Source organism: Bacteroidales bacterium (genome assembly GCA_022647615.1).
Lineage (GTDB): Bacteria > Bacteroidota > Bacteroidia > Bacteroidales > UBA932 > Egerieousia.
In genome coordinates, this window is record JALCKZ010000001.1 from 107532 (window position 1) to 129535 (window position 22004).

The 22004-nt window shown below is 41.9% G+C and carries 22 protein-coding genes; 9 read left to right on the top strand and 13 right to left on the bottom strand.

Features of this window, described 5'->3' with window-relative positions; translation table 11 throughout:
* Positions 1-120: 120 nt before the first annotated feature.
* The gene (rpmA, locus tag LKM37_00480) at positions 121-390 is read right to left on the bottom strand and encodes a 50S ribosomal protein L27 (protein ID MCI1719503.1); all 270 of its coding nucleotides are present in this window, start codon (positions 388-390) and stop codon (positions 121-123) included.
* A gap of 12 nt (positions 391-402) precedes the next feature.
* The gene (rplU, locus tag LKM37_00485) at positions 403-711 is read right to left on the bottom strand and encodes a 50S ribosomal protein L21 (GenBank protein MCI1719504.1); all 309 of its coding nucleotides are present in this window, start codon (positions 709-711) and stop codon (positions 403-405) included.
* A gap of 199 nt (positions 712-910) precedes the next feature.
* On the opposite strand from rplU, the gene LKM37_00490 reads away from it, so the two are divergent.
* The 3 genes from LKM37_00490 to LKM37_00500 all read left to right on the top strand — a co-directional run bounded on the left by LKM37_00490 (position 911) and on the right by LKM37_00500 (position 3937).
* Positions 911-2011: a hypothetical protein gene (locus LKM37_00490; protein ID MCI1719505.1), complete on the top strand. Its 1101-nt coding sequence runs from the start codon at positions 911-913 to the stop codon at positions 2009-2011.
* A 22-nt stretch (positions 2012-2033) separates the two neighbouring features.
* The gene (locus tag LKM37_00495) at positions 2034-2714 is read left to right on the top strand and encodes an NAD-dependent deacylase (protein MCI1719506.1); all 681 of its coding nucleotides are present in this window, start codon (positions 2034-2036) and stop codon (positions 2712-2714) included.
* Between the two features lie 71 nt (positions 2715-2785).
* Positions 2786-3937: an ATP-binding protein gene (locus LKM37_00500; GenBank protein ID MCI1719507.1), complete on the top strand. Its 1152-nt coding sequence runs from the start codon at positions 2786-2788 to the stop codon at positions 3935-3937.
* Positions 3938-3945: 8 nt separating this feature from the next.
* On the opposite strand, the gene LKM37_00505 is transcribed toward LKM37_00500, so the two are convergent.
* Positions 3946-4275 carry a PAS domain-containing protein gene (locus LKM37_00505; GenBank protein ID MCI1719508.1) on the bottom strand — a complete coding sequence of 110 codons (330 nt, stop codon included), beginning with the start codon at positions 4273-4275 and terminating at the stop codon, positions 3946-3948.
* A gap of 69 nt (positions 4276-4344) precedes the next feature.
* On the opposite strand from LKM37_00505, the gene LKM37_00510 reads away from it, so the two are divergent.
* Complete coding sequence (locus LKM37_00510; protein MCI1719509.1) at positions 4345-5682, top strand: lipase family protein; 1338 nt, start codon at positions 4345-4347, stop codon at positions 5680-5682.
* A 12-nt stretch (positions 5683-5694) separates the two neighbouring features.
* Here the strand turns inward: LKM37_00510 and LKM37_00515 are convergent, their stop codons facing one another.
* The 8 genes from LKM37_00515 to LKM37_00550 all read right to left on the bottom strand — a co-directional run bounded on the left by LKM37_00515 (position 5695) and on the right by LKM37_00550 (position 16643).
* Positions 5695-7785, bottom strand: a complete 2091-nt coding sequence (locus LKM37_00515) for a PQQ-binding-like beta-propeller repeat protein (protein ID MCI1719510.1) — start codon at positions 7783-7785, stop codon at positions 5695-5697.
* 16 nt (positions 7786-7801) lie between these two features.
* Positions 7802-8581, bottom strand: coding sequence for a tetratricopeptide repeat protein (locus LKM37_00520; GenBank protein ID MCI1719511.1), 780 nt, complete (start codon positions 8579-8581; stop codon positions 7802-7804).
* A gap of 17 nt (positions 8582-8598) precedes the next feature.
* Entirely contained in the window at positions 8599-10482 is a 1884-nt protein-coding gene (locus LKM37_00525; protein MCI1719512.1) for a BatD family protein, read from the bottom strand.
* Positions 10483-10543: 61 nt separating this feature from the next.
* On the bottom strand, positions 10544-12412 hold the full coding sequence (locus LKM37_00530) for a VWA domain-containing protein (GenBank protein ID MCI1719513.1): 1869 nt from the start codon (positions 12410-12412) through the stop codon (positions 10544-10546).
* Between the two features lie 38 nt (positions 12413-12450).
* Positions 12451-13440, bottom strand: a complete 990-nt coding sequence (locus LKM37_00535) for a VWA domain-containing protein (GenBank protein ID MCI1719514.1) — start codon at positions 13438-13440, stop codon at positions 12451-12453.
* On the bottom strand, positions 13440-14747 hold the full coding sequence (locus LKM37_00540; protein ID MCI1719515.1) for a hypothetical protein: 1308 nt from the start codon (positions 14745-14747) through the stop codon (positions 13440-13442). The genes LKM37_00535 and LKM37_00540 overlap by 1 nt, the downstream gene beginning before the upstream one ends.
* On the bottom strand, positions 14744-15622 hold the full coding sequence (locus LKM37_00545) for a DUF58 domain-containing protein (protein ID MCI1719516.1): 879 nt from the start codon (positions 15620-15622) through the stop codon (positions 14744-14746). Before LKM37_00545 ends, LKM37_00540 begins: the two co-directional genes overlap by 4 nt.
* 28 nt (positions 15623-15650) lie before the next feature.
* Complete coding sequence (locus LKM37_00550) at positions 15651-16643, bottom strand: AAA family ATPase (protein MCI1719517.1); 993 nt, start codon at positions 16641-16643, stop codon at positions 15651-15653.
* A gap of 78 nt (positions 16644-16721) precedes the next feature.
* Here LKM37_00550 and LKM37_00555 point away from each other — a divergent pair, with 78 nt between their 5' ends.
* Positions 16722-17564: a tRNA pseudouridine(38-40) synthase TruA gene (locus LKM37_00555; protein MCI1719518.1), complete on the top strand. Its 843-nt coding sequence runs from the start codon at positions 16722-16724 to the stop codon at positions 17562-17564.
* Between the two features lie 644 nt (positions 17565-18208).
* On the opposite strand, the gene LKM37_00560 is transcribed toward LKM37_00555, so the two are convergent.
* The gene (locus LKM37_00560) at positions 18209-18418 is read right to left on the bottom strand and encodes a hypothetical protein (GenBank protein ID MCI1719519.1); all 210 of its coding nucleotides are present in this window, start codon (positions 18416-18418) and stop codon (positions 18209-18211) included.
* Between the two features lie 175 nt (positions 18419-18593).
* Here LKM37_00560 and LKM37_00565 point away from each other — a divergent pair, with 175 nt between their 5' ends.
* The 4 genes from LKM37_00565 (at position 18594) to LKM37_00580 (ending at position 21100) form a co-directional block, all read left to right on the top strand.
* Positions 18594-19226, top strand: coding sequence for a MotA/TolQ/ExbB proton channel family protein (locus LKM37_00565; protein MCI1719520.1), 633 nt, complete (start codon positions 18594-18596; stop codon positions 19224-19226).
* 81 nt (positions 19227-19307) lie between these two features.
* Complete coding sequence (locus LKM37_00570; GenBank protein MCI1719521.1) at positions 19308-19724, top strand: biopolymer transporter ExbD; 417 nt, start codon at positions 19308-19310, stop codon at positions 19722-19724.
* Positions 19725-19730: 6 nt separating this feature from the next.
* The gene (locus tag LKM37_00575) at positions 19731-20504 is read left to right on the top strand and encodes a TonB family protein (GenBank protein MCI1719522.1); all 774 of its coding nucleotides are present in this window, start codon (positions 19731-19733) and stop codon (positions 20502-20504) included.
* Positions 20505-20566: 62 nt separating this feature from the next.
* A complete protein-coding gene (locus tag LKM37_00580) occupies positions 20567-21100 on the top strand; it encodes a DUF2062 domain-containing protein (protein ID MCI1719523.1) in 534 nt (177 codons plus the stop codon).
* Here the strand turns inward: LKM37_00580 and era are convergent.
* The gene (gene era, locus LKM37_00585; protein ID MCI1719524.1) at positions 21075-21953 is read right to left on the bottom strand and encodes a GTPase Era; all 879 of its coding nucleotides are present in this window, start codon (positions 21951-21953) and stop codon (positions 21075-21077) included. The two genes, LKM37_00580 and era, sit on opposite strands and share 26 nt — an antisense overlap.
* Positions 21954-22004 lie beyond the last annotated feature (51 nt).

Consider the following 22004-nt stretch of genomic DNA (forward strand, 5'->3'; position numbering starts at 1 on the left):
TAAGTTTTTAATTTCCTTTTTAAATCTCAGCAGGTTACAATAATTACCTGTCGGGAATAAATAAAAAGCGCCCTTGTTGCAAAGAACAAAGGACGCTTTAAAATGCTAAGCGGTTATCCTTTAGCTCTTTGCTTGAGCTTTAGGCACCACGGACACGTATGACTTACCCTCCCTCTTAACTGTGAAGGTAACAACACCGTCTGTCAATGCGTAAAGAGTGTGATCCTTACCCATTCCAACGTTTTCACCAGGATAATGTACGGTTCCTCTCTGACGAACCAATATATTTCCGGCTTTGCAATCCTCTCCGCCGAATATCTTAAGACCTAGTCTTTTGCTTTGTGATTCACGGCCGTTCTTTGAACTACCTACACCTTTCTTATGTGCCATAACTAATTCTCCTTAAGCTATTGATTCAATTTCCAGTCTGGTCAAATACTGGCGATGACCGTTCTTTTTGTCAAAACCCTTGTGAGCAATCTTCTTGAAAACAATTACCTTGTTGCCCTTCAAATGCTCTAGAACCTTGGCCTTTACGGAAGCGCCTTTAACGTATGGAGTCCCGACTGTAACGGCTCCGTCGTTGTCTTCTAGCAGTACTTTATCAAAAGAAACGGAAGCGCCAACCTCATCCTTAAGACGGTTAACATAAATCTTTTTGCCCGCTTCTACTTTAAACTGCTGTCCTGCAATATCTACAATTGCGTACATAAAACTTTGTTTTAATGTTTTTGACAGTAAGCGTCCGCAAATGTGCGGCTCTTATTCTTTAGCTCAGCTGCCTTCTAAAATTTGGACTGCAAAAGTAATATTTTAAACGCTAAACGCAAAATTATTTTTAATTTTGTGCGGGCTCACGACAGACCCTCAATTAATTAACCATCGGGAGTCAGATAAAAAAATCTACAATATGGATGGTATATCACCTTTCGAATATAACCGCCTTGTCACCGGTAATAATTTCATCGGCAGGACAAAAGAGGTTGCAAGGCTAATGGAAGTTATCCAGAACGGAAAAAACGCTCTGCTTTATGGTCCGCCGAAAATTGGAAAAAGGTCTATTGTTTACAACGCGCTGCTTGGACTGGAGCGCATCCCGTATGATTTTACAGTTTGCCGCGTAGACTTTTTCAATATCCGCAGCATTGATGACATGGCAGTTAAGTTTGCCAATGAACTGCTTGCGGTCTTCTCTACAACTGCTTACGAGAGAGAAGATATTGCCTCAAACATGTTGCCGGGGATAAACATGAAGGGGTCAAAGGAGCCGCTGACTGAAAAACAGCTGCTGCAGATTTTTTGTTTGCCGGAGAAGCTGGCTCAAAAATATAATGTGCGGTTGATAATGTATCTTAAACAATTCCAGGATATTACATTGTTTGAGAGACCGGCCAAAGTTTTCCAGCTTTTGGAAAAGTGCATGGCAAAACACAAGATGTCATCCTATATAATCCTGGGAGACAAGAGGAATGCGATGGATGAAATTTTTGTCAAGCGCGGTTATTTCCGCAATATTGTTGTTGATATTCCAATTCCGCAAATTGGAAAGAAGGTATTTTCTGATTATATCTGCAACAGTTTTGCAAAGGGAGGAAAACGTGCGGAGATCAAACAGGCAGGAGCAATTTATGATTATGTAGAGGGAGACCCGTGGTACACTCAGCACCTTGCGGAAATATGCTTCCTTCTTACAAAAGATATTTTGGACCAGAAGACCGTAGAGCTTGGTTTTCAGAATCTTATAAATATGCACGAGTATGAGCTGCACAATACTGTTTATAGTTTGAGCAGACATCAGATGCAAATGATAAAAGCAATTTTGGACGGAGTTACAAAGTTCAGCAAGAGCGAGATTCTGGACAGGTACGGACTTAATTCCTCCGCAAATGTCAACCACCTGAAAGAGGCGCTGACAAAAAAGGAGATAGTAACCTTTGTTAAAAAAGGTGCGGTGGAATTTAACGATACTCTTCTAAAGGCCTGGTTGAGAGATTATTTCTTTGCTAAATAATTTTTTAAAGTTCACGATAGATATGAAAAAATTGGTTGTTCTTAGCGGCGCGGGAATGAGCGCGGAAAGCGGAATTAGTACATTCAGAGACAGCAATGGTCTTTGGGAAAACTATAATGTAGAGGATGTTGCATCAATTGAAGGTTGGTACAGAAATAAAAAATTGATGCTGGATTTTTACAACGCACGCCGTCGCGAGCTGGAAAAAGCGCAACCTAATGAGGGACATATTTATGTTGCAAAGTTGCAAGAGAGATATGATGTAACTGTCGTGACCCAAAATATTGACAACTTGCATGAAAGGGCAGGTAGCAAAAAAGTAATTCACCTCCATGGAGAGCTGACAAAAGCGCGCGGGGAAAATCAAGATTACTATCGCGCGTATGATATTGGATACAAGGATATTAACCTGGGAGATAAAACTTCCGGCGGAGACCAGCTGAGACCTCACATTGTATGGTTTGGTGAGGCGGTGCCGGAATTGACGCGCGCCGCTGCAGAAGTAGAAAAGGCAGATGTTATGATAGTCATTGGAACCTCTCTGGTTGTCTATCCTGCTGCGGGACTTGTCAATTATACAAAGCCGGACTGCAAGCTGTATCTTGTTGATCCAAAGCCGGTTTCTACCAGCGCCCATGTGGAGCACATCATGAAAAAAGCCACAGAGGGAATGAAAGAACTCTGGGAAGTTCTAAAGGGATAATTGCGGTTTAAATATGCCAGATTTCTTTGCAAATTTAAAATATGATTTTAAATTTGCATAAAAATCAGGCTATGATAAAGAGAATACTGGAGAAAAAAATAAAGGAGATGGCGGGAAAATATCCCGTTGTTACGCTCACAGGGCCAAGACAATCTGGCAAATCTACCTTGGTAAAGGATGCCTTCAAAAAGTACAAATATGTCTCTTTAGAGGATATAGACATGCGGGATTTTGCAAGAAGAGATCCACGCGGTTTTCTTTCGGAATTCAGTGACAAAACTATATTAGATGAAGTACAGCGTGTCCCGGATATTATCTCTTACATTCAGACCCACACTGATACAAAGAATAAGGAGGGAATGTATATCCTGACAGGTTCTCAAAATTTTATTTTATCTGAAAAAATTTCTCAGTCTCTCGCGGGAAGAACATCAATCTTAAAATTGCTCCCATTCTCTTCCAAAGAGATGAGTGATGGTGGCATTGTTTTTAAAAACATTGATGATGAAATATTTACCGGCTCATATCCAAGAATATTTGATAAGAAAATCGCGCCAAGGGATTACTATCGTGATTATATTGAATCTTATGTAGAAAAAGATGTTAGAACACTGATAAACGTTGGAGACATAGATAAGTTCAGGCGCTTTATAGGATTGTGCGCCGGGAGGATAGGACAACTTTTGAATATGTCTTCTTTAGCAAATGAAACAGGCGTTACCGTTCCAACCGTTCAATCATGGATATCAATATTAGAAGCGAGCTACATTATTTATCTTTTAAGACCTGATTTTGGCAATCATTCTAAACGACTTGTTAAAACTCCAAAGTTATATTTCTTTGATACTGGCATAGCGTGCTCATTGCTTGAGATTAATTCCCCTACACAAATAAAAAATCACTATCTGAGAGGTTCATTATTTGAGAATATGGTAATCAACAACTTTATAAAAAGCGATTATAATAAGGGTTTGAGGCCTGCGCTTTCCTTTTGGAGAGATAGCACAGGCAATGAAGTTGATTTGATTGTTAACCGTTCAGGAAAAAAATTAGCAGTTGAAATAAAATCCGGAGCCACCATTTCAGCAGAATTTTTTAAAGGACTGGATTATTGGGGAAAGCTATACAAAGCTCCTGTCTCCCAAAGAATGCTTGTGTACGGAGGAGACACATCCTTAAATACTTCAAATGGTAAAATTGTTGCCTGGAAAGATTTATTCTAATAATTTTACTATTTCCGCACGTAGTGCGGAATCACATCCGGCAGTACCATAGAGATTTCTACAAGGCCGCCAACAACTCCGTCCTTCTTCCAGGCGGTTTGGTAAATCATTTTTTTAACACCCTCTTTTTCAATAGTGTACGTATTGCTGCCGCCGGTAGCCAGCATCTCTTTAATTTTCTCTATAGATTTTGGGTTATGGCAACCCATCAGGTTTTTGCCAACCATATCTCCGTGCTTTGCAAAAGTCTCTTTTGACTTTTTATTCATAAAAAGAATTACGCCCTCCGTGTCACAAACAGTAACGGCACAATTCATTTCTTCTGCCCATTCATACATATCCAATTAGATTTAAATTGTCTCTACTACAAATTTACTAACTTTGGACATTAACACATTATAATTGCTATGAAAAAACTTTGGATATTAGGCATCGCCCTTCTCTTTGCTGCGTTTGTTGTTGCGTGTTCAGATAAAGATAACTTATCACCTCAAATATACGTTCCGGAGAATTCCCTTAAGGTAGATTCATCCAAAGTGGAGGATGCTTATGATGTAATCGCCAATCAGAGCGTACAATATTTTTTGAATCAGTCAAAATCTTCAGTCTCAGCAGAATATCCGATGAGAATGTCTGATGTTTTCAATCCTCAATTTATCACTATGAGCGATTCAACAAGAAATAAGCTTTTCTATTTGATTATTAGATCTCTTAAAACCGCCTTGTATGCATCTAGGGAAAATGGCTGCAATACTTTTTCTTCATACTTTGTAAAGTTCAACAGCATTGGTGTTGACGGAAAGAAGATTGTGCTGTCGGGAAAATTAATGGTGCCTCCAAAAAATGTTACTCTCAAAGGAATTATTCTTGTGAGCCATTATACTGTTACAGATGATGCAGAATGTCCGTCAAAAGGGTATCAGCTGGAGAATTTACTTGCCGGCCTGGGCTATGCGTTATCTTTTAGCGATTATATTGGTTTTGGCTATGCCCGTCTCCTGCCGCAAACATTTTTGGCAGAGAGCATTTCGGCGCAGTCCAATGTAGATATGGGGCTTGCTTCTTATAATTTTTTAAAAGAGCAGGGATATACTTTCAAAAATTCTACAAATGACGTGTGGCTGACGGGGTATTCCCAAGGAGGGGCGATAGCGCTTGCTACACAGAAACTTATAGAGGAAAAATATGCCGATAAATTTAATATAAAGAAAACTTTGTGCGGAGGCGGACCGTATGATATGGAGGAGACATACAAGGCTGTTTGTTCCGGAGAAACTTCCTCTCTGCCGCCGTCGCTTGCACCGCTTGTGCTGCTTGGAATGGATTATGGATATTCATTGCATCTAGATTTTTCTAAATTCTTCAAGGGAGATATGTTAAAAAAATATAAGGAGCTGTACTTCTCCAAATTATATACTACAACTGATATTTCAGCCGCTTTGAAAGGTGCCAAAATAACGGACGTTTTTACTGCAGACGCGCTAAATTATGACAGCAAAATAATGAAAGGTCTATCTAAATATATTAAGATGAGTTCTTTATGCGACTGGTCTCCTAAGGCTCCAATATGGATGTATCACAGCACAAAGGATGACTATATTCCTTTTACAAATGCCGAGAATGCAATTGCCGGCTTTAAGAGAAACAATTCAACGGCTACTATAGAGACCGACTTTGGAGATCACGGCAGCCATGTTGCAAGCGGCGTACGGTACTACATGAAGTTGATTGATTTGCTAAAGTAACATCTTTGGAAATCAATATTCCAGCAAAGTAACAACTCCATCCATTGTGCTGACCAGCAGCTGATTCCGTCCAATTGGCAGAATGTAATTAATTAGCGCTCCCGCAACGTGGCGCTCCCATGCAATTGAACCGTCCTCAATGTTAAGAGCATAGATATTCCCTTTATCCGTGGGGATAAAAGCAATGCCCTCATTATTTTTTCCGTTCCCGACAGAACATGTTACAGGGGTAGGGGCTATCTCATATCCGTAATCGGTTATTGTCTGCCACTTTACGGGGATGCCTGTTTTTTCTTGCTGCATTTGCGGGTTGCTGGTAGACATCTCCCCGGTCTTGTATGCGCGGACAGTATCTTTCATGTTTTTAATGAAATAATATTTTCCGTCAGGTGAAAGTCCTATTGACTCGCGGCCGCCGTAGCTTTTTGCAAAGAGCTCACCTGTCTTTGCATCTATCTGGTAATTAATTCTTTCTGGAGTAACAAAAATAATCTTGCCCTCTGATTTCACAGGCCATACTTCTGCTGGAGATAGCATCATGCTGGATTTTTTTGTTGACCAAATCCATTGAGTTTTGCCGTTCTTTGGATTGAAAGAGTAAAGGTTTGTTGCCCAGTCTCCAATCACAACCTGCTCATTGTCAACGTAAGGGCGAGCCTCCATAAATCCTTTCACTTCATTGTTTTCCCAAATTAACTTGCCGCTCTTCAAATTAAGCGCGCGCATAGAGCCGTCTGATGCTCCTATGTAAACTCTTCCGTTGTAGATATTTGCAGTGCCAAGGACTGACTTCCTGCATTTGAATTTCCAAATCAGCTTGCCAGTCTTTGCTTTTAGCGCATATATGTAATTGTCTGTACTTCCGATAACTACAATGCCTTCCTCTTTGCCGCCGCTAAGATTTGCAACAGCCGGGGAAGAGAATATTTTTCCTTCCGTTCTGTAGCTCCATAGTTTTGAGCCTGTTACGGCATTCAATCCGTAAATATATCCCGCCTCATCTGCATAGATTACAATATCTCCGCTCTTAACTTTATTGCTCACGGCAGGCAATGTGTTTGCCCCCTCATTTGGCTGAACCGGTGCTTCCCCCGGTCTCCATATTGCTGCGGCGCAGCCAATGTCCGCGGAATTTTCCACTCTCCATAACTCTTTGATTTGCGGGTATCTGGAGTTCATCGTATTTTGAGGATGCTCATATTTTATCTCCTTATTGTAGGGAACGCCGTTGCTCATTCTAATTGTAAACCATGGATTGCGCACACTTTTGCCGACAATTTTGTCGCTAAATGTAACCGTTGCACCATCCACATTTACAATTACATATCCAATGTCTCCTTTTTTGGTTGCAAGGGTTGAACGGACTATTGCACCCGGGATTCCCTCATAATCCATTGCATTATCTGTATGCCAGTGACCGTTAATTGAGAACTGAATATTTTTCTTTTTTAGCAGATTTAAAACTTCATCATATTTAAGCAATGAGCTATCCAGCGGATAATGATTAACAAATACAAATGGCTGATTACCAGGTAATGCATTGATGCATGAGTCCAGCCACAACATGCTCTCTCTTGGAATCAGAGCCGGAGCCATTCTCACATTTGGTCCGCACTGAGTTCCCAAAAATTTAATTCCGCCCGCATCAAATGAAAATCTTTCATATCCAAAAGCCTTTGCAAATGAGTTAGTTCCGCTCTCGGACCAGGTGGCGTCATGATTGCCCGCAACAATAAACCATGGCTTGTTCAGTTTGTCAAAAATATTTTTTGCGCATGCAAGTTCATCGTCCGCGCCAAAGTTTGCAATATCGCCTGATATTATAACAAATTGAATATCATTGTTTTTGTTAATATCTTCCACGCACGCTGCAGTTCCCTCAACACTTGGGGTGCCAATTGATATGTGAACGTCCGACATTACCGCAAACTTTAGAGTACCGTCTTTTTTTGCAGGAATCACAGCTCCCATGCATGCGCCGTTTTTAACGCGCGCGCCAACCTCCTCATTAACTTTCTGTGCAAAAGATAATTGCGCGCTCGCGACCATTAGCATGCTTATGCACATCAGCAATGTCGCAGCGATGATTAAAATCCTTCTCATCACTTCAAAATTAGAATTAGATTACCTCAATATCGCTGGTCTCAATCCAGCCCTGGCGGCCGTCTTTGATTTGAATGCGGTCCCAGCCCTCTGCTTTCTCCAAGATTTTTAGTTTGGTCCCCTGATGAAGGACAAAGATGCTATTTCCTGTTGTATTTGGGGCGCTCTTTACATTGCCAATGTTGTTCATTACAATGGCTGAGTCTGAGCTGTTTGCACGGACCGCCAAATTAACGGCAAACAAAAATGATATAACTGTAAAGAAAAACACGCAGCAGGAGATTATAAAATAAATTTTCTTTGCACGTCTTCTACCAACAAATTTGAATGCAAGCAAAAACAGCAAAGTTACTCCAATCAGAACCAATGCCAATGTTGCCCATCCGTTGGAAGACAATGAATTGCGGACATTCTTTATCCAAGTCACAAATATAAAATCAGGAACCTCCTCTATCTTATCCAAAGTCTGGGCACCTGCAAACTGCAAATTAATTCTTGCATCTGAATTTGCAGGATCCACTTTCAACGTCCTTTCATAATAAAGAATTGCCTTGCCGTTCTCCTTCAATCTGTAGTATGCATTGCCCATGTTGTAGTACAACGCAGCGGAGACAAGTCCTTGCTTTTCTATCTTGGAATAACACTCAATGGCATTGTTAAACTCGCCCATGGAGTATGCCTCATTTCCCTTGGCCCACAATGAATTAACATCTTCATTAGCTTTTGCGGCAAAAGAAGCTGTCGCGATAAAAATAAAACTTAGTATGAAGCAAAATGTTGTAAATAATTTTTTCATTTTTTTCCTCCCGACAGTTACTTTAATTTGTTCTCCAAATCTGAAATTATCTTTACGCCGTTCTCATACTGAGCGTCCATTGCGCCGGCCGCACCTTCCGGAGAATAGCGCACCATCTCGCAATCATCCAGCAACTTCATGAAGCCGGTAATTTCATCCTCTCCAACCTGCTTCTCCTTTAATGTAGATTCAATCGTATCTCTCTGCATATCAGCAAATTGTATAGAAAGTTTATCACTGATATACCCAAGCAGCGCCTTATGAAGCTCCTCATAAAATTCCTGAACTTTATTCTGTCCAAGATAAGTTTGCGCAAGTTTTAATCTGCTCTTTGCAACCTTGTTAGCTCTCTTATTCTTGCTTCTCAAAATATCTCCGTTGATTGCAACCAGATTCTTCAAATACCTGTACAATCCGTAGAATGCCCCAAGAATTAAAACCAGAATTAAGTAAAACAGCCAGCTTCCGATAAGAGAACTTCCCTTCTTTGCAAGCCGAGGAGAACCGTTTGCAATATAACGGATATCTTCTCCTATATTGCTTACTTGCTGCTGATTAGAAGCGGCGATATATGTACTGTTGCCGGCCGTGCCCTTGGTTACATTAACCTCTATCGGACCGGCATGAAGAGTTACATATCTGCGCTGGCTTATATCATAATATGAGTACTCAATTTGCGGAATTGTAAACTTCCCCTCGCTCCTTGGGATGAAAGGAAATTCAAATGTCTTTTTTCCGCTGGCACCTTCTGCTCCGTTTGTAAAACTATTTGTTGTCTTAACGTCATACTTCTCAAAATCTGACGGAAGCGTTACGTTTGGCGCAGATATTAAATTAAGGTTTCCGCTGCCGGTAACATCAATTATCAAAGAGGCTGCTTCATTGGATTTAATATCCTGGCGGGTAAGGCGGGCGCTCATTGCAAATTTTCCGACGCCGCCTCCGTAACTTGCGGGAGCATTGCCCGGAAGAGGTGACACAAAGATAGTTGCGCGTCCGGTGGTAACTTTCTTTTTAACAAGAGAATAAGCGTCATTATCAAAGAAATCGTCAAACATGCTCCTGCTTCTGCGTGGGCTGGATACAACCTGAACCTGACAAACAAGTTCAGCAGGATTGATGGTAAGTTTCCCTGTTTGCTGCGGAAGCAACATATATTTCCTTAAAACTGCGGAGGAATAAATCTGGTTACCTATCCTCTCTCTTGTAAAATTAATATTTTGAGGCGTCTCAATTTCCTGGCTCCAGAAGCCATTGAATACAGGGAATTTTATATCCTCAAAACCTGTAATATTAGAACGTGTATAAATTTTAAGAGTTGCTATAATTGGCTCACCCTTAACTACTTTTGTCTTGTTAAGATTAAGGCGCATGAACACGTCGGCTTTGCCGGAAGGGATTGGGGTTGAATAACCCTCATCATCATCAGCCTGCTGTCTTCCGCCGCCGCTGTATCCGCTTGATTGCCTTGCACTGCTCTGAGATGAGGCGCCGGCAACTATGCTGATATTTACCGGACGGGTAGAAAATGTCCTGCCGCCCACGTTTGCAGATGCAGAAGAAATTCTTACGGTTCCGGAACTCCCCGCCTGCAAAACATAAGTGTATGTAACCTCATGAGAATCAGAACGTCTGCCATTGATAATCTGCATGGAACTATAGCTGGACTTGGAAGGTCCGGCCAAGACAGACGCACCGGAAATTGAAGGTGCCTGAAAACTATCTATATCTCCGTTTGCTGAAAAAGAAATTGTAAATTCTTCATTCTGCCCAACTACTCTTGGAGCATTTACAACAAAACCCTGAGCAGCAGCCTTAACACTAGAAAAAGCTGTAACATAGAGTGTTGCGGCAAACACGGCAACTATCGTGAAAAATATTTTTAAACTTCTCTTAAGCATATTCAGCTTGCAAATTTATTAAATCTTACCCTTAATTACCTATTAAACAGATATCAAAATTCTACCAGTTCTTCTCCTTCTGCCTGGACTTTGCTGCAGCCGCACGCGCCTTCTGCACTTTCTGCTGCGTCTGATTCTCCTTATCCTGAATGGCTTGCAGCATTTGCTGAGCATTCTGCTGGCTCATCTTTGGCTGCTGGCCGCCACCCTGAGGCTGCTGCTGCGGATTCTGCTTGTTCTGATTATTCTGGTTGTTTTGATTATTCTGATTTTGGTTCTGGTTATTCTTGTTTTGATTGTTATTGTTCTGATTTTGATTTTGGTTATTGTTTCCCTGATTATTCTTGTTCTGATTATTTTGGTTCTGATTCTGATTCTGATTTTGGTTCTGATTGTTATTATTCTTGTCTTTATTGTCCTTATTGTTCTTGTTATTATCCTTGTTCTGATTCTGCTGATTCTGAGCCATCTTCTTGGCATAAGCATAGTTTGCCTTGGCCATCATATCGGAAGGATTCCTGACAAGAGATTGCTTGAACATTTCAGCCGCCTTGTCATACTGCTTCTGAGCCATATAGTTATTGCCGGCATTAAAGAAAAACTTTGACAAGTTATTTGGCTTGCCCATGTCTTTCTTAGTGTATTTTTTCTTCACGATAGTTTTGCCGCTGCCGTTCCAATTCATTTTGAACGGAATCTTGCTCACGGTATCTGCCGTAGCCTCAAACATCTTAGTGGCGTTATCAGCATCTTTCAATCTGTACAGGGTATTTGCAAGATTAGCACGCCCCACAACAGACATGGAATCTCTTAGCAAACCTTTGCGGTATTCAACCTCCGCCTGTTTGAATTTGCTCTTTCCAAAATATCTGTTTCCGTTGCCGACCTGTTTTTTATCTCTCTGCGCAAAACCCTGAGTGCCAATCATTAAAAATAGCACCGCAAACATAAAAATTCTCTTTCCCAACTTTCTGTTTCCTATTAAAAATTCCAGCAGCAAAAACGCAAGAGCTATTGCAAGGAAGTACATAAACTGCTCATCATACTCCTCAAATGCAAGGGCTTTGTAACTCTGCTTGCTTAACTCTCTAATTTTATCAAGTATCACATCCAGACCAAACTCGGCATCTCCCGCCTTAACATACGCTCCATCACCCGCCTTTGCAATCTCCTGCAAACCAGTCTCGTCCAGCTTTGTGACAACAATATTTCCCTGCTTGTCCTTCATAAGTCCGCCGCCGGCCATCGGAATCGGCTGACCCTGAGGTGTTCCAACACCTATGCAATAAACTCTGATTCCCGCCTCGCGAGCAGACTGTGCGGCAGCAACTGCATCATCCTCATGGTTTTCACCGTCGGTGATCACAATAATTGCCTTATTATCTTTGCCTGCCATTCCCTCTTCTGAAAAACTCTTTGCGCAAGTCTCAATGGCATCTCCAATTGCAGTTCCCTGAATTGGGACAGATGACGTATTTATGCTGTTCAAAAAAGCGGTTGCGGAGACATAATCTGCTGTAATTGGGAGTTGTACAAAAGATTGTCCTGCAAATACAACCAGACCTATGCGGTCATTGTGAAGCCTATTTACAAGATGGGCAATATCCATCTTTGCCCTCTCCAAACGGTTTGGAGAATAATCACGAGCAAGCATGGAATTTGAGACATCCAGCGCTATCATAATCTCTGAACCTTTATCATCGCTCTCCTTAAGCTTTGCTCCAATCTGAGGCCTTGCAAGACCCAGCATTAAAAACAGCCACGCCAAAGAGAAGCAGGTAAGTTTAACCCACCCTATAGACTTTGACCTCTCCGGCATCAATTTGTCTACCAGCTCCGGAGTTCCGAACTTTGCAATTCTCTTGTTTCTTCCTCTTCTGTAAAGTGCATAAAATAAGTAGAATAGAGGAATAACAAATATTAAAAACAAATATAACGGTTGTGCAAAATGTAACATATCTCCTCCTCCTAATCAGGTAAATGTTTAGTAACAAACAACCTCATAATTATCTCAAGCGCAACGGCCAGGAAAGCTATAAGCGCAAAGGCCATATAAAGCTCTCTGTATTTAGGGAATGAGTTCACGATGGTTTTGCTCTTCTCCATCTTGTTAATCTCATGATAAATTTCCATCAGCTTTGTATTGTCTGTCGCCCTGAAATATTTTCCGCCAGTCTCCTTTGCAATACCTTGCAAAAGAGGTTCATCAATCTCAACTTTCATATCCTGAACTTGTACTCCGTAAGGAGTCATAAACGGATACGGCGCAACTCCCATTGCACCAACGCCTATAGTATAAACTCTTATGCCATAAGTTCTTGCAATTTCCGCCGCCATCTGCGGAGAAATCTCTCCGGTGTTATTCACACCATCTGTCAGCAAAATAATCACGCGGCTCTTTGCGGGAGAATCTTTCAATCTTGCAACCGCAGTTGCAAGTCCGTTTCCTATTGCCGTACCATCCTCTATCTCATCACAATTAATCTCCTTCATCAAATTAATAAGAGATGCACGGTCCGTAGTAAGAGGAGATTGAGTATAACTCTCTCCGGCAAAAACCACAATTCCCATTCTGTCCGCAGGACGCTGAGAAATAAATTGTATCGCAATCTGCTTTGCGGCAGAAATCCTATCAGGTTTAAAATCCATCGCGAGCATACTGGTTGACACATCCATATCCAGCACAATATCAATGCCTTCCGTGCTTACCTTCTCCAGCTTTGAAGAGGAGCGCGGACGCGCAATTGCAAGGATTAAAAATGAAATTGCAACGCACCTTAAGACAAACGGAACATGCTTTAAAATCTTCTGAAAAACTCCGGCGTTATATTTCCACGGAGTAATTGTAGGAACCAGCAAATAAGGCTCCTTCCCCTTAATCTCTCTCCAAATATACAGGAATATTACAGGGATTAAAATCAGCAGAAGCCACAATAATTTTGGATACTCAAAAAACATTATTTCTCCTCCTCCTTTTTATTCCCGACAGGTCCATCTGTCTTTTTTGTATTCTGTTTATTATCAGCACTCTTGGCCGCCTGGTCAGCAGCAGTCCTAGCAGCTTTATCAGCTTGCTTCTTTGCAGCAGCTTCAGCCCTTTCTTCTTGTTCCTTCAGCTCTTGCATGTATGCAAAGTTCACAAAGTTTTCTGCGGCAGGAATTGCATTCTCATTCTCATCCGGAAGCGGAGAATATTTTGCAAACTTTACAAGATCCGCAACCTTAAACATCTCCCCAAGATTATTATAAGTTTTCTCTTCTATCTTCTTGTCCTGCAGACTCTCCATGATTTCAGTAGAGGTCTTCTCCATTGCTCCGAAACCATAACGCTTCTGAATATACTCTCTTAAAGTATCTGTAATTCCGGTGAAGTATTGCTTCTCTTTCCCGCTCTGCCATAGCTTCTCATCTCTTAATTTTTCCAGTTTCTTAAGAGCTATAACGTGAGGCGGAATTTTAATTTTGCTTCTTCCGAAGAAGTCTTTGTTCTGCGCCTTAAGTTTAAAGTATCTTGTTATGCAATAAGCAATTGCAGCAAGCAGCAAAAGCAAAAGAATCCAAGGGATAAAATCTCTGAAAGTAATTGGATACTTCATTTGTGAATCCTTTACTCCAAGCTGATAAGGTTTGAAGGAGGCTGTATCCACAGGAATCGTACTAACGGCAAGCTCATTCTCGCTCAGCTTTACCGTATCTATCTGACCCTTCTTGTTACCCATAAGAATCACGGGAGCAGGAAGTTTGTAATATCCGCTGTCAAAGGAAGTTATAATAGCTTTTGCACGCAATTTGCGCACTCCGTCTTTGAAGGAGAGCGTATCAATAACAAAATCCTGAACAACTTCTACGGTACCAGCCTGAGCGGGCTGAACCATTTGTGAAGGTCCCGGTTGCGCGACCATAGATGCAGAAGTTGAATCCGGAAGGCCGGTACTCTGCGGCATTTGCGCAGCTTGCGCTGGCATTGCAACTTGCTGCGGCTGAGCTATCTGCGTTGCAGCGGCAGAATCCTGAGGCATTTCCTCTCCTCCCTGCGCTCCGGCAGAAACAGCTGCAAGTGTCTGAGCATAAGGTATCACCTGAATTGGAGCTTTGTCGGGAACTGAAAAATCAGCGCTCATAACTACCTGGTCTCCAATTAAAATAGAGTCGCGGGAAAGCGTCGGATTCTTCACGTCTTTCTTCTCAGATTTATTTGCATGTCCGCACGCAGCAAGAGCAGCAACACAGCCGACAATTAAAAGTATATGCTTAAAACCTCTCATCTCTGCTTAAAAAACTTTATCAAACTCTTCACATAATCCTCATTGGTACAAATGCTTACAGAATCTACGCGGTACTTGTTGAAAAGCTGCTGCGCCTGTTTTAAAACTTCCTGTCCCCATTGAGAATAGTAATCTCTCACATAAATGCTTGCCGTATCAACCCAGCTTTCTCTCCCGCTCTCAGCATCTCTCACTCTCACAAAACCCACATTAGGAATCTCTCTTTCCCTTGGGTCATAGACATTTATGAAAGAGATATCATGGCGGTTAACCGCAATCTTAAGAGCCTCCTCATAGTTAGGTCTGCAATCTTTGTCAACATCATACAAATCCGTCAGGACAAAGGCAGTACACTTTTTCTTTATTGCATTTGTCAAAAACCTCAGCGCCTCTGAAATATTTGTCCCCTGCGCAGTTGGCTTAAATTCAAGCAATTCGCTTATAATTCTTAAAAGATGACTTCTCCCCTTCTTTGGAGGAATGAACTTCTCAACCTTGGAGGAGAAAAACAGCGCCCCAACTTTATCATTGTTGATAGAGGCTGAAAATGAGAGAACTGCAGCAATTTCCGCTGCCAAATCTCTTTTGCTTTTTTCCGTTGTTCCAAAAATTCCGGAAGAACTGACATCAATCAGCAGCACAACCGTGAGCTCCCTCTCCTCCTCATACACTTTGATGTAAGGCGAACGCAACCTGGCAGTTACATTCCAGTCCATACTGCGCACATCATCTCCAAACTGATACTCGCGCACCTCGCTGAATGCCATACCTCTCCCTTTAAATGCAGAGTGATACTCACCCGCAAATATCTGATGAGAAAGAGATCTGGTTCTTATCTCTATCTTCCTTACTTTACTTAGTAAATCTGTATCCATTTACTTGCTCTCCAACACAAAAATTCTATTAAGGAACTTCAACAACATTAACAACATCAGTAATTATATTCTCCGGTGTAATATTCTCTGCCTCAGCCTCATAAGTAAGACCAATTCTGTGTCTCATAACCTCATAGCAAACGGCGCGGACATCCTCCGGAATAACATAACCTCTTCTCTTGATAAATGCATAAGCCTTGGCAGCCTTTGCAAGTGAGATACTTGCACGCGGAGAAGCTCCGTACTGAATCAAATTCTTAAGTTTGCCAAGTCCGTATTCCTGCGGAGTTCTTGTTGCATAAACTATATCTACAATGTATTTTTCAATCTTCTCATCCATGTAAACATCTTTAACAACGCTTCTTGCACGGATGATATCTTCCGGCTTCAAAACTGTACTTGCCTTAGGGAACTGCTGGGCATTGTGCATTCTGATAATCATCTTCTCCTCATCTTTCTTAGGATAATTAACAATTACCTTCAGCATGAAACGGTCCATCTGAGCCTCAGGAAGAGGATATGTACCCTCCTGCTCTATAGGGTTTTGCGTAGCCATAACCAAGAACGGATCTGGCAATTTGTAAGTCTGGTCGCCAATTGTAACCTCCCTCTCCTGCATGGCCTCCAGCAATGCGGACTGAACCTTTGCAGGTGAACGGTTAATTTCATCCGCAAGAACAAAGTTTGCAAATACGGGACCCTGCTTAACCTGGAACTGCTCGCTCTTCTGACTGTAAATCATTGTGCCCACAATATCTGCCGGCAACAAATCCGGAGTAAATTGAATCCTATTAAACTTTGCATCAATGATATCAGCCAATGTGCTGATAGCCAAAGTTTTTGCCAATCCGGGCATTCCTTCCAGCAGCAAATGTCCGTCTGCAAGAAGACCAATCATCAAATCCTCAACCAAGTGCTTCTGCCCCACAATCACCTTGTTCATCTCCATTGTGATAATGTCCACAAAGGCACTCTCTTTCTGAATTCTGTCATTCAGTTCCTTAATGTTTACACTCTCCATATAAAATTATTTTTTGTCTATTTTTTCTCTCTATCTTTGCCCTGTCGGGATAAAAATATTTTTCCTCCCGACAGCTTTATGAAATATTTTATCCGTCTTTCATATAACGGCGCCCCCTTCAGCGGCTGGCAAATTCAAAAAAACGCAAACAGCGTTCAGGAGGAACTTCAAAAGGCTTTCTCCACTCTCCTAAAAGAGAAGATTGAAATTACCGGTGCGGGAAGAACAGACAGCGGAGTCAACGCCGTCAACTATATAGCCCATACGGAAATTTCATCTATTGGTAAAAACCCGGCTGAGTTTCTTTACAAAATAAATGCCATTCTGCCCAAAGAAATAGTAGTAAAGAACATTTTTAAAATGCCCGCCTCCGCTCATGCAAGATTTGATGCGGTGAGCAGGACCTACAAATACTTCTTAACGCTTGAAAAAGAACCGTTTAACTCAGCTTTTACATACTTTTACAGACCCGGGCAGCTGGATTTTGAAGCTATGAATAAGGCGGCAAAGTACTTCCTTGGAGAGCAAGATTTTACCAGCCTGGAAAAACTGCACAGCGGAGCGCAAAATGCCATCTGCAACGTAACCGCCGCCTGCTGGGAACGTCAAGCCGGCAGCACAGCGGCAGGAACCCGCGGCGCAGCGGCAGGAACCGGTGGCGCAGCAGCAGAAACCGGCGGCGCAGCTTTTATAATACCCTGTGCAACAGATATATATGTATTCACTGTTACATCAAACAGATTCCTGCGCAATATGGTCAGAGCAATGGTAGGTTCACTTTTGGAAGTTGGCAGCGGCAAACGCAAACCGGAGTGGATTGCAGAGATGCTTGCCCGCAAAGACAGATGCGCCGCCGGTTACTCCGTCCCCGGCAATGCCCTATTCCTTACAGAGATACGCTATCCATATCCGATAGAATAATCCTACGATTCTCAATCCCGGGTAATGATAACAAGGCATAAAAAATAACGGGCTCTTTTCGCCCGTTATTTTTTTGCCCGCGCGCCACGTGGCGCGCTGCCTCCTCGTGGCGGCAGCCACGTAAACCACTAATTGCCAGCATGCTTTGTATGCTGGCAACTCGCAGACTGCACAGCAGGCTGCGTGAAGATGCTACCGCTTAAGAACGCACAGAAAGGCAAAAAGTTAATCTATTGATAATGTGTTAATTGCAAGGTCTACGATTTTTGAGGGGATAAAAACGCCGTAACTTACTGATAGTCAGATAGGGTAATTTTTGCCTTTTTGTGCGTTCTGGAGGGGGTGGCAAAGTGCTTCTCCACGCATCCTATAGAGGTGGTATGCACAGTACATTTCTACGCGTCCAGGTGTGAAACGAAAAACCGCTTCGCAGAGCTTATATTTGGGTTTTTATTAAAATACAGATATACAACAAGATACATGGATTGAAAAAATCAAAACCTGATTTTCACAAACGTGCAATGCGCTTATTATCTGCAACTTGGTAAAAACCCAAATCCACGTACTTCTGGAGGGGGGGGGGTGGCGGGAATGAAACAGCAGCTCGGAAAAAAGGAATTGTGTTAAGCACGCTCCGCATGCAGTTACCAGCGCACAAAGCGCGCTGGTAATGTGTGGTTTACGCGGCTCCCGCCGCGAGGAGGCACGCGCTCCGCGCGGGCAAAAATCTGCTGAGCAGAAAATTTTGCCTTGCGGAATTTTTCCCATTGAAAAAAGCCATGGGAAATTTTTGCGTTGAGGATTTTCAATTGAAAGAAAAGCCGTGGGAAATTTTTGCCTTGTGAATTTTCCATTGTGAATTTGTACCTTTGATTTTTGCATAATATTTGCAAGGGTTGCGTGGGTGTGGAAAACAGAAATTTATAAACGTAAAACAATATGACATTATTAACATTCCTATTACAGGCAGACACAGCTGCGGCAATTGATCAGGCCGCTCAAACTGTCGCAGTTAAACAGCAAGCTTCTATGTCCCTGATTGACATGACAATAAAGGGAGGATGGCTGATGATTCCTCTGTTTATTCTCTCCATTTTGACCATCTATATCTTTGGTGTAAAATGGTATACAATCAGAAAGGCATCAAAGGTTAATCCTAATTTCATGAATGATATTAAGGATTTGATTCACGACGGGAAAATTAAGTCTGCGCTTGCACTGTGCAAGAGAGAAGATACGCCTGTTTCACGTCTAATTGAGAAAGGCATAGAGAGGATGGGACGTCCGCTTACAGATATACAGGCAGCCGTGGAAAACCTTGGCAATATAGAAGTTGCAAGGTTGGAGAAAGGTCTTCCGGGACTCGCTTCAATTGCGGGAGGCGCACCTATGATAGGATTTTTGGGTACCGTACTTGGTATGGTTCAGGCATTCTTTAATATGTCACAAGCCGGCAACAATATAGATATCACGCTGTTATCAGGAGGTATTTACACAGCCATGGTTACAACCGTTGCAGGTTTGATAGTTGGTATTCTTGCTTTCTTTGGGTATAACTACCTGACAGCAAAGGTTTCTGATTTGGTATTCATGCTGCAGAGCAACACAATTGAGTTCATGGATTTGCTTCATGAGCCTGGTGATAGCACCGTTGCAAAATAGCAACAGGACAAAAAACGACAGCAAAAAAACTGTCGGGATAAAAATAGAACTAGTACATAATTAGTTAATTAACAAATTAATATGGCAATTAAACAAAGATGTAAAGTAGAAGCCGGATTCAGCATGTCATCAATGACAGACATTGTCTTTTTGCTGCTGATTTTCTTTCTTGTTACATCTACACTTATAAATCCAAACGCGCTAAAGCTCCTGCTTCCAAAGAGCACAAATCAGATTTCCTCTAAGCAGCAGGTGAGCGTATCAATTAAGGATCACCAAGATACGCACACTTATACTTATCACATAAACGGAAATTTGCAGCCGCTTCCTTTTGACCAGGTAGAAGTTGAGCTTCAGGCGCTGCTTCAAAACACGGACGATCCAACATTCACAATTCTTGCGGACCAAAGTGTCCCAATTGAGAAAGTTGTTGAACTAATGAATATTGCAAAGCGCAATAAGTATAAGGTAATTCTTGCTACAGCACCTGAGGATTAGCATTTTATGAGAGAATCACTGAAACAGCAAAAATATGACAAGCAGGGTAAACAAATTGGTGTTTGCCTCACTATTGTTGTGCATGCGCTGCTGTTTTTAGTGCTTGGGGTAAATGGATTTAAAATGGTTTATCCGCCACCTGCGGAGAAGGGAATCCTGTTGGAAATCCCGACGGAAGAGATTACAGTTGAGCAATTTAAGAATGGAGGAACTGAGCCGCGCGCTCCAAAAGCAGACCCTAATAAAGAGATAAAGCTGGTGCAAAAATCTGAGGCTCAAGTTGTTGGCAAGAAGCAAAATTCAGGAGTAGCAACTACTTACGGAGATAAGGGAGATGTTGCAAAATATGAACCTGCACGTAAAACAAAAATTGACAGGCGCGCTCTTTTCACATCTGAAGACAATCACTCAAAGGAGGAAGCAGCTCAAACTGCGCGAGTTGTATCAAATGCTCTTAAGGCAGGACATCCGGAGGGGAATACTAACAAGGGAGCCGTGCGGGGAGAACCATCTGTAAGACTGGAGGGACGCAGCACCGTAGGTTCCTTGCCTAAGCCTGCATATACAGTTAATAAAGAGGGAGTTGTAGTAGTTAAAATAATGGTGGACCAATATGGAAAAGTCACCAATGCAATTCCGGGACAAAGCGGAACTACCGTCTCCGATCCAACTCTTTGGGCCGCCGCAAAAAGTGCTGCGCTAAAGGCGCGCTTTAATGTAAGCTCCTCAGCCGCTGCAGTTCAGACCGGCACAATCACATACATCTTTAAATTGAAATAAACGCACAATAGCGCTGTTTGTTAATCTTTGCTAACTTGCGGTGATTTAATTCATCCAATGTGATGCCGGAAGAGCAAAAAAATATTGAACAGCAGACTGAAAAACAGCATGATAAAGTAGAGCAACACCCTCAAAAGAAGAGCAATAATTTTTTCTCATACTTCACAAAGGAGAATGCTAAAAAGTTTATTCACGATAATGTAACCCATTCTACTCAATCAAATGCAGTAATCGCAATATCAATTGGTTATGGAGTGTTCTGCGGCTGCATTCCTTTGTGGGGGCTGCAGCTGATTTTTGCAGGAATTACCGCACACTTCATGAAACTGAATCCGGTAATTGTAATGGCCTTCACACTAATTACGCTTCCCCCTATCCTTCCATTTGTCATCCTTGCAAGCATTGTTGTTGGAGGATGGGTAAGCGGCAAACCAACGTTTATTGATTTAGCTCAGATTGACGGCAAGGTAATGTACTCATACCTAATGCAATACCTTATCGGGAGCATAGTACTTGCTATTAGCGCCGGACTAGTTTTTACAGCCGGTTCATGGCTGCTTTTGAAAATTTTCAGAACAAATACCCAAACTTCTTAAGCTCCTGCTTATTCTCTCTCCACGCAGGGTCCACCTTAACAAAAATCTTTAAGAAAACTTTTTTGTCAAAGAATTTTTCCATCTCTTTACGGGCCTGAGTACCAACTTTTTTCAAAGCCGCTCCCCCTTTGCCTATTATAATTCCTTTCTGAGATTCCCGCACAACATTTATAATTGCCTCAATGGAATAAATCTTCTCCTCTTCCTTAAAAGAATCAATCACAACCTCTGCGCAATAAGGAATTTCCTTAGTGTAATTTTCCAAAATTTTTTCTCTTAAAATTTCAGAGGCAAAGAAACGTAAATTTCTGTCGGTGAACACATCACGGTCATACCATGCATGCTGCTGCGGCAAGATGGAAACAATTTTTTTAAGCAGAATATCCGTATTGAATTTATTAAGCGCAGAGATAGGAAGTATCTCCGCCTTTGGTACAAGACGATGCCATTTTTCTACCAGCGCATCTACAACGGCAGGTTCTGTTTTATCAATCTTGTTAACAACAATCAGAACAGGAACGGAGAGCAGGTTAAGTTTTTTAACATACTCTTCATTCTTTTCCGATTTTTCATAAACATCTGTAACGTAGATAATTATATCAGCATCTCCGATAGCCGAATCCACAAACTGCATCATTGCTTCCTGCAGTTCATAAGAGGGTTTAAGTATTCCCGGCGTATCAGAAAAAACAATTTGATAATCCTTGCCGTTAACAATCCCCATTATCCTGTGGCGCGTTGTCTGCGCTTTTGCAGTAACAATAGAGAGCTTCTCACCCACAAGAACATTCATCAGCGTAGATTTGCCAACATTGGGATTTCCAATGATGTTCACAAACCCCGATTTGTTTATCTGATCTTTTTCTTTTGATACAGCCATCTGATATTCATTTAGTTGCAGCAA

Coding starts and splice junctions, on each gene's coding strand:
- rpmA (MCI1719503.1), bottom strand. CDS start 390: ATGGCACATAAGAAAGGTGTAGGTAGTTCAAAGAACGGCCGTGAATCA.
- rplU (MCI1719504.1), bottom strand. CDS start 711: ATGTACGCAATTGTAGATATTGCAGGACAGCAGTTTAAAGTAGAAGCG.
- LKM37_00490 (MCI1719505.1), top strand. CDS start 911: ATGGATGGTATATCACCTTTCGAATATAACCGCCTTGTCACCGGTAAT.
- LKM37_00495 (MCI1719506.1), top strand. CDS start 2,034: ATGAAAAAATTGGTTGTTCTTAGCGGCGCGGGAATGAGCGCGGAAAGC.
- LKM37_00500 (MCI1719507.1), top strand. CDS start 2,786: ATGATAAAGAGAATACTGGAGAAAAAAATAAAGGAGATGGCGGGAAAA.
- LKM37_00505 (MCI1719508.1), bottom strand. CDS start 4,275: ATGTATGAATGGGCAGAAGAAATGAATTGTGCCGTTACTGTTTGTGAC.
- LKM37_00510 (MCI1719509.1), top strand. CDS start 4,345: ATGAAAAAACTTTGGATATTAGGCATCGCCCTTCTCTTTGCTGCGTTT.
- LKM37_00515 (MCI1719510.1), bottom strand. CDS start 7,785: ATGAGAAGGATTTTAATCATCGCTGCGACATTGCTGATGTGCATAAGC.
- LKM37_00520 (MCI1719511.1), bottom strand. CDS start 8,581: ATGAAAAAATTATTTACAACATTTTGCTTCATACTAAGTTTTATTTTT.
- LKM37_00525 (MCI1719512.1), bottom strand. CDS start 10,482: ATGCTTAAGAGAAGTTTAAAAATATTTTTCACGATAGTTGCCGTGTTT.
- LKM37_00535 (MCI1719514.1), bottom strand. CDS start 13,440: ATGTTTTTTGAGTATCCAAAATTATTGTGGCTTCTGCTGATTTTAATC.
- LKM37_00540 (MCI1719515.1), bottom strand. CDS start 14,747: ATGAGAGGTTTTAAGCATATACTTTTAATTGTCGGCTGTGTTGCTGCT.
- LKM37_00545 (MCI1719516.1), bottom strand. CDS start 15,622: ATGGATACAGATTTACTAAGTAAAGTAAGGAAGATAGAGATAAGAACC.
- LKM37_00550 (MCI1719517.1), bottom strand. CDS start 16,643: ATGGAGAGTGTAAACATTAAGGAACTGAATGACAGAATTCAGAAAGAG.
- LKM37_00555 (MCI1719518.1), top strand. CDS start 16,722: ATGAAATATTTTATCCGTCTTTCATATAACGGCGCCCCCTTCAGCGGC.
- LKM37_00560 (MCI1719519.1), bottom strand. CDS start 18,418: ATGGAAAATTCACAAGGCAAAAATTTCCCACGGCTTTTCTTTCAATTG.
- LKM37_00565 (MCI1719520.1), top strand. CDS start 18,594: ATGTCCCTGATTGACATGACAATAAAGGGAGGATGGCTGATGATTCCT.
- LKM37_00570 (MCI1719521.1), top strand. CDS start 19,308: ATGGCAATTAAACAAAGATGTAAAGTAGAAGCCGGATTCAGCATGTCA.
- LKM37_00575 (MCI1719522.1), top strand. CDS start 19,731: ATGAGAGAATCACTGAAACAGCAAAAATATGACAAGCAGGGTAAACAA.
- LKM37_00580 (MCI1719523.1), top strand. CDS start 20,567: ATGCCGGAAGAGCAAAAAAATATTGAACAGCAGACTGAAAAACAGCAT.